Origin of the sequence: Jiangella ureilytica (assembly GCF_004348545.1) — a bacterium.
GTDB classification, from domain to species: Bacteria; Actinomycetota; Actinomycetes; order Jiangellales; family Jiangellaceae; genus Jiangella; species Jiangella ureilytica.
The window spans coordinates 1-5,243 of record NZ_SMKL01000136.1 but is presented as its reverse complement, the minus strand read 5'-3'; the positions used below and the strand labels follow the sequence as shown (position 1 = coordinate 5,243).

General features: G+C 74.3%; 6 protein-coding genes. 5 read left to right on the top strand and 1 reads right to left on the bottom strand.

The genetic code is table 11. From position 1 onward, the window contains the following. The first annotated feature begins 249 nt into the window (after positions 1-249). The 5 genes from E1212_RS28840 to E1212_RS28820 all read left to right on the top strand — a co-directional run bounded on the left by E1212_RS28840 (position 250) and on the right by E1212_RS28820 (position 4,248). Positions 250-891, top strand: coding sequence for a DUF6758 family protein (locus E1212_RS28840; protein ID WP_131988950.1), 642 nt, complete (start codon positions 250-252; stop codon positions 889-891). Between the two features lie 29 nt (positions 892-920). Continuing rightward, positions 921-1,769 (top strand): PHP domain-containing protein, encoded by an 849-nt coding sequence (locus tag E1212_RS28835; protein WP_203417373.1) that lies wholly within the window; start codon positions 921-923, stop codon positions 1,767-1,769. A 43-nt stretch (positions 1,770-1,812) separates the two neighbouring features. Continuing rightward, entirely contained in the window at positions 1,813-2,418 is a 606-nt protein-coding gene (locus E1212_RS28830) for a MarC family protein (RefSeq protein WP_131988948.1), read from the top strand. Positions 2,419-2,512: 94 nt separating this feature from the next. Beyond that, complete coding sequence (locus E1212_RS28825; RefSeq protein WP_131988946.1) at positions 2,513-3,346, top strand: RecB family exonuclease; 834 nt, start codon at positions 2,513-2,515, stop codon at positions 3,344-3,346. A 254-nt stretch (positions 3,347-3,600) separates the two neighbouring features. Continuing rightward, complete coding sequence (locus tag E1212_RS28820) at positions 3,601-4,248, top strand: L,D-transpeptidase (protein WP_131988944.1); 648 nt, start codon at positions 3,601-3,603, stop codon at positions 4,246-4,248. Positions 4,249-4,268: 20 nt separating this feature from the next. Here the strand turns inward: E1212_RS28820 and E1212_RS28815 are convergent. Continuing rightward, positions 4,269-5,243, bottom strand: a 975-nt coding sequence (locus E1212_RS28815) for a helix-turn-helix transcriptional regulator (RefSeq protein ID WP_131988942.1), incomplete at its 5' end; no start/stop codon positions are given.

The following is a 5,243-nucleotide window of genomic DNA, read 5'->3' as shown; positions in this document are numbered from 1 at the left end:
TCAAGCCGAAGCCCCGCGAGCACAGCGGCGGGGTGACCACAGAGGGCGCCGGCTTGAGGCGGGTGCCCGGGGTTAAGAGAATGGGCAGCAAGGGGGACGGGGAGCCAAACCTCACAACCCCGGCGAACCTCAGGCGGCGCCCGACGGGACCGGGGGACGGCGGCGCAGGCCAACCTCTCATCCAGCAAACCGAGGGCGTGTTCTCGCGAGCCGCTTGACGGGCCAGCGCCGACACGTCAGCGTCGTCGTGTGAGAGGCGAACGAACCTGCCCGCGGTGCGGCCTGCCCACCCGGCCGCCCGGTGCGTGGTCCAACCGGTGGATCTGCACCGTGCACGGCGAGGTCTACCCCCTGGCGCCCGTCACGGCGCCGAGCGCGCAGCTGGTGCACCAGCTGACCCGCAGCTCGCACGTGCCGCTGTGGCTGCCGTGGCCGCTGCCGCGCGGGTGGGTCGTGGGCGCGGTCATCCACGCCGGCGACGACGCCGGGGGCGTGCGCGCGAGCGGGGTCGGCATCACCGGGCCGAATCCCATGGGCGGGCCGGGCGACTTCCTCATCGTCGCCGAGGAGCAGGGCGTCGGGCTCGGCGCGGGGCTGGCCGGGCTCGAGGGCGCCGACCCGGGCAAGGCCGTCGAGGGCGAGCCGCACGCGCGCATCCTGGTTCAGGGCCGCACGGTGCCGATGTGGTTCGTCGAGGGACCGGCCGACCGCGCCGTCTACGTGGGTCACTGGGGCGGCAGCTGGCTGTGGGTCATCCTGTACCCGCAGTCGGCGGGTGTGCTGCTGCTCGAGGACGTCCACGTGGTCGATCTACGTGATCTCGGCCACGAGGCGGACCTGTTGCCGTACGGAACGCCTCCGCCGTGGTTGGAGCGGGGCTACGATCGATAGGCCGACGGACGTCCGCGACCACACCGAGGGTGCCACTGTTGCGCATCGACCTGCACACGCACAGCAGCGTCTCCGACGGCACCGATCGGCCTGACGAGCTCGTCCGGCGGGCCAAGGAGGTCGGGCTCGACGTCGTCGCGCTGACCGACCACGACACCTTTGACGGCTGGGCGGCGGCGCTCGCCGCGGGCGAGGAGACCGGCGTGCAGGTCGTGCCCGGTGCCGAGATCTCGACCGACCTGCGCGGCCACGGAGTGCACCTGCTGGCGTACCTGGTCGACCCGGCCGACCAGCCGCTGGCCGACGAGCTCGCCCGGGTCCGGCACGACCGCCGTGCCCGGCTGGCCCGCATCGCCGCGGCGCTCACGTCCGCCGGGTTCCCCCTCGACGTCGCCGACATCCTGGCCCACTCGCCCGACGCCGCCACCGTCGGCCGCCCGCACGTCGCCGACGCCATGATCGCCAAGGGCTACGTCCGCGACCGCGAAGAGGCGTTCGCCTGGTGGCTCGGCCAGGGCCGGCCGGGTTACGCCGCCAAGTACGCACCGCCCATCGACGAGGCCATCCACCTGGTGCACGCCGCCGGCGGGGTGTGCGTGCTCGCGCACCCGTGGGGCCGCGAAGGCGCCCGCCGCGCGCTGACGCCGTCGTCCATCGAGGCGCTGCGCGACGCCGGGCTCGACGGCATCGAGGTCGACCACCAGGACCACGACGAGTCCAGCCGGCGGACGCTGCGGCGGCTGGCGCACGAGCTCGGGCTGGTCGTCACCGGCTCCAGTGACTACCACGGCACCGGCAAGTTCGACCACGAGCTGGGCGTCAACACCACGGCGCCGGAGGAGTGGGAGCGGCTACGATCGCTGGCCGGCGTGCACTGAGCCCGCCGGCGAGCGACCACACGAGCCCACCCGGAGCCCCTGGATGAACTGGCAGCTGTTCGGCGAGGTCGTCGTCACGCTCTTCGTGATCATGGACCCGCCGGGCACCGTGCCGGTGTTCCTGGCCCTGACGGGCAACCGGCGCCCGGCCGAGCGCAAGCGGGCCGCCTGGGAGGCCGTCGCCGTCGCGGCCGGGGTCATCGCGGTGTTCGCGTTGTTCGGGCAGACCCTCCTCGACTACATGCACATCAGCCTGCCCGCCCTGCAGGGCGCCGGCGGGCTGCTGTTGCTGCTGGTGGCGCTCGAGCTGCTGACCGGCAAGGCCGACCATCCCGAGACCGCGGCCGGCACCAACGTCGCCATGGTGCCGCTGGGGACGCCGCTGCTGGCCGGGCCGGGCGCGATCGTCGCGACCATGGTGTTCGTGCAGGACTCCGACGGCGGCTGGGACCACCTGGCGCTCGTGCTGGGTGTCGTGGTGGTGCTGCTGTGCCTCTGGGCGTCCATGCGGTTCAGCGTGGTGCTGCTGCGGGTGCTCAAGGAGTCCGGCATCCTGCTGGTCACGCGCATCGCCGGCCTGCTGCTGTCGGCCATCGCGGTGCAGCTGGTCGCGGACTCCGTGCGGGCGTTCGTGGAGGGCGCGGGGTGAGGATCAGCCTCCACGCCGACCGCGAGGTCCCGGGCGGCGGCGAGTCCCACAGGGGAGAGGCAACGTTGTCGGTGCGGGCGGGAAGAATGACCCCATGAGCCAGCCCACGCTCGACGGCATGCCGCGCCGCCTCTACGGCGCCACGCCGACGCGCCTGAACACCTGGCTCGACTGCCCCCGCCGCTACCGGTTCACCTACCTCGACCGGCCGCCGCCGCCCAAGGGCCCGCCGTGGGCGCACAACACCCTGGGCGCCGTCGTGCACAACGCGCTGGCCGGCTGGTGGCGGCTGCCGCAGGAGGCGCGGACGGTGCACCGGGCCGGCGCACTGGTCGACGAGTACTGGACGGCCGAGGGCTTCCGCGATGCCGAGCAGGCCGAGGTGTGGCGGGTCCGGGCGCGCGACATGGTCACCGGCTACGTCGCCGGCCTCGACCCCGACGACGAGCCGCGCGGCGTCGAGCGCACGGTCGCGCTGGTCCACGGCGGCACGTCGCTCAGCGGCCGCATCGACCGCGTCGACCAGCGTGGCGACGAGCTCGTCATCGTCGACTACAAGACCGGCCGGCACATCCTCACCACCGACGACGCACGCTCGTCGCTGGCGCTCGCCGTCTACGCCGCGGCCGCCACGCGCACGCTGCGCACCCCGTGCCGGCGGGTCGAGCTGCACCACCTGCCCAGCGGCACGGTGGTGGCGTGGGAGCACGACGAGCGCACCCTCGTCCGCCACCTCGACCGCGCCGACGCCATCGGGGCCGAGTGCGCCGAGGCCGACGCCGCCTTCAAGGACGGCGACACCGGCGACTCCCGCTTCCCGGCGCGCCCGTCGTCGCTGTGCGGCTGGTGCGACTTCGTGCAGCACTGCCCCGAGGGTCGCGCCTCGGTGCCCACCCGGGCGTCCTGGGCGGGGCTCGACGCCGGCTGATGCCGCCGCGCCGTGACGGCGTGATGACCAGGTTTTCGCCGGTCGGTCACGTTTATCCGGGCACGCCCGAGCGCATGATCATGCCGGCGGGTCCACCGCACCGATGCGGTGGCGTACGCTGAATCGCGGTTCCCCCGACCGAGCAGAAGGGAGCGCGGATGCCCGGGCGCTACGGCGTCTCGTCCCGATCGGCTTCGCGGCACGTGTCCCGTCGTCGATCCCGCGCTCGCCTCCGCACCCGCGGCGCCCGAGTCATGGCCCTCAGCTGCTCCGTCGCCGCCCTCGCCGGTGTCTTCGGCCTCTCCGGCACGGCCACCGGGCCCGACGTCCCGGCCAACGCCGGCGTGCTTCCGCCCGTCGACCAGCGCGAGGTGCCCGACGGCTCCCGCGGCGCCGACCGCGAGCTCGCCGCGAAGGTCGCCGGGCCGCTCATGGTCAAGGTCGTCGAGGCGCCGCCGGCCGACCCGAACGTGAAGCCCGAGGCCACCGCCCCGCTTCCGGCCGGCAGCGGGTCCGGCCACCGGGTCGTGTTCGACATCACCCAGCAGCAGGTCTGGCTCGTCGACGCCGACGACACCGTCGTGCGCACCTACCTCGTCTCCGGCAGCCGCTACGACCAGCTGCCCACCGGCACCTTCGAGGTGTTCTCCAAGTCGCGCGACGCCGTCAGCTGGCACGGCACCGAGACCATGGAGTACATGGTCCGGTTCTTCCGCGGCCAGAACTCCAACATCGGCTTCCACGACCTTCCGGTCGCCACCGCCACCGGCGACGAGGTGCAGACGCTCTCGCAGCTCGGCACGCCGCTCTCCGACGGCTGCATCCGCCAAGACCTCGAGGACGCCGTCGCGCTCTGGGAGCACACCGAGGTCGGCACCCCCGTGGTGGTCGTCCGCAGCTGACCCGCCCGGTGGCGCCCGGCTCACCGTCCGCTGAGGGCGGCCGGGAGCTCCGCGCGGCTGGTGATGCCGAGCTTGGCGTAGATGCGGGCCAGGTGGCTCTCGACCGTTCGCGTCGAGATGGTGAGCCGGCGGGCGATGTCGCGCGACGAGATGCCCGCGGCGGCCAGCGGGGCGATCTCCTGCTCGCGCCGGGTGAGCGCGACAGTCTGCTGGCGCGGCGGGTTGGTCCAGATGCCGTAGCCGGCCAGTGTCGCCTCGTACGCCGACGTCAGCTCGGTGTCGCCGTCGGCCAGGGCGTGGGCGAAGCCGGCCATCGCCTCGGCCCGCTCGAGGCCGTCGCAGCGCTTCGCCGCGGCCGCCATGCGGTCGGCGACGTCGGCGAGGGTGAGCTCGCGCGCCGTCGGCAGCCCGTCGGCCAGGCCGAGCAGCGCCACGTGCAGCGAGTCGAGCTCGGCGGGCGGCAGGTCGGCCGCGGCGGCGTTGTCGGCAGCGTCCAGGGCCTGGTCGACGGCGTCGCCCTCGCGCCGGGCGAGCCCCACCCACAGCAGGGTCCGCCGTCGCCGGCCGAAGATCGTGGACGACTCGGGCACCGGCTGGCGCAGCGACTCCTCGCGGTAATGGGCCGCCTCGTCGACGTCGCCGAGCCAGACCGCGGCCTCGGCGGCCAGCGCGAGCGCCGCCGGCAGCAGCCCGCGCGGGTCGGACTCGCGCAGCGACGCGATGGCGCCGCCCAGGTGCCCGGACGCCTCGGACCAGCGGCCGCGGGCCAGCGCGATCTGGCCCTCGACCAGGCCGGGCACGTTGCGGTGGTGGTGCACGTGGGCGATGTCGAGGTCGGACTCGTCGGCGTGCATCCGCTCGGCGCCGTCGACGTCGCCGGCGAACAGCCGGATCACCACGCAGGCCGCCCGCAGGGGCATGAGGTACGCCGTCGCCTCGGACAGCGACTCGCGCGCCGCCTCCATGTACCGCTCTCCGAGCCGCAGCGCCTCGCC

Excerpts from the sequence above, each read along its gene's own strand:
- E1212_RS28825 (WP_131988946.1), top strand. The coding sequence starts at position 2,513 with ATGAGCCAGCCCACGCTCGACGGCATGCCGCGCCGCCTCTACGGCGCC.
- E1212_RS28820 (WP_131988944.1), top strand. The coding sequence starts at position 3,601 with ATGGCCCTCAGCTGCTCCGTCGCCGCCCTCGCCGGTGTCTTCGGCCTC.
- E1212_RS28830 (WP_131988948.1), top strand. The coding sequence starts at position 1,813 with ATGAACTGGCAGCTGTTCGGCGAGGTCGTCGTCACGCTCTTCGTGATC.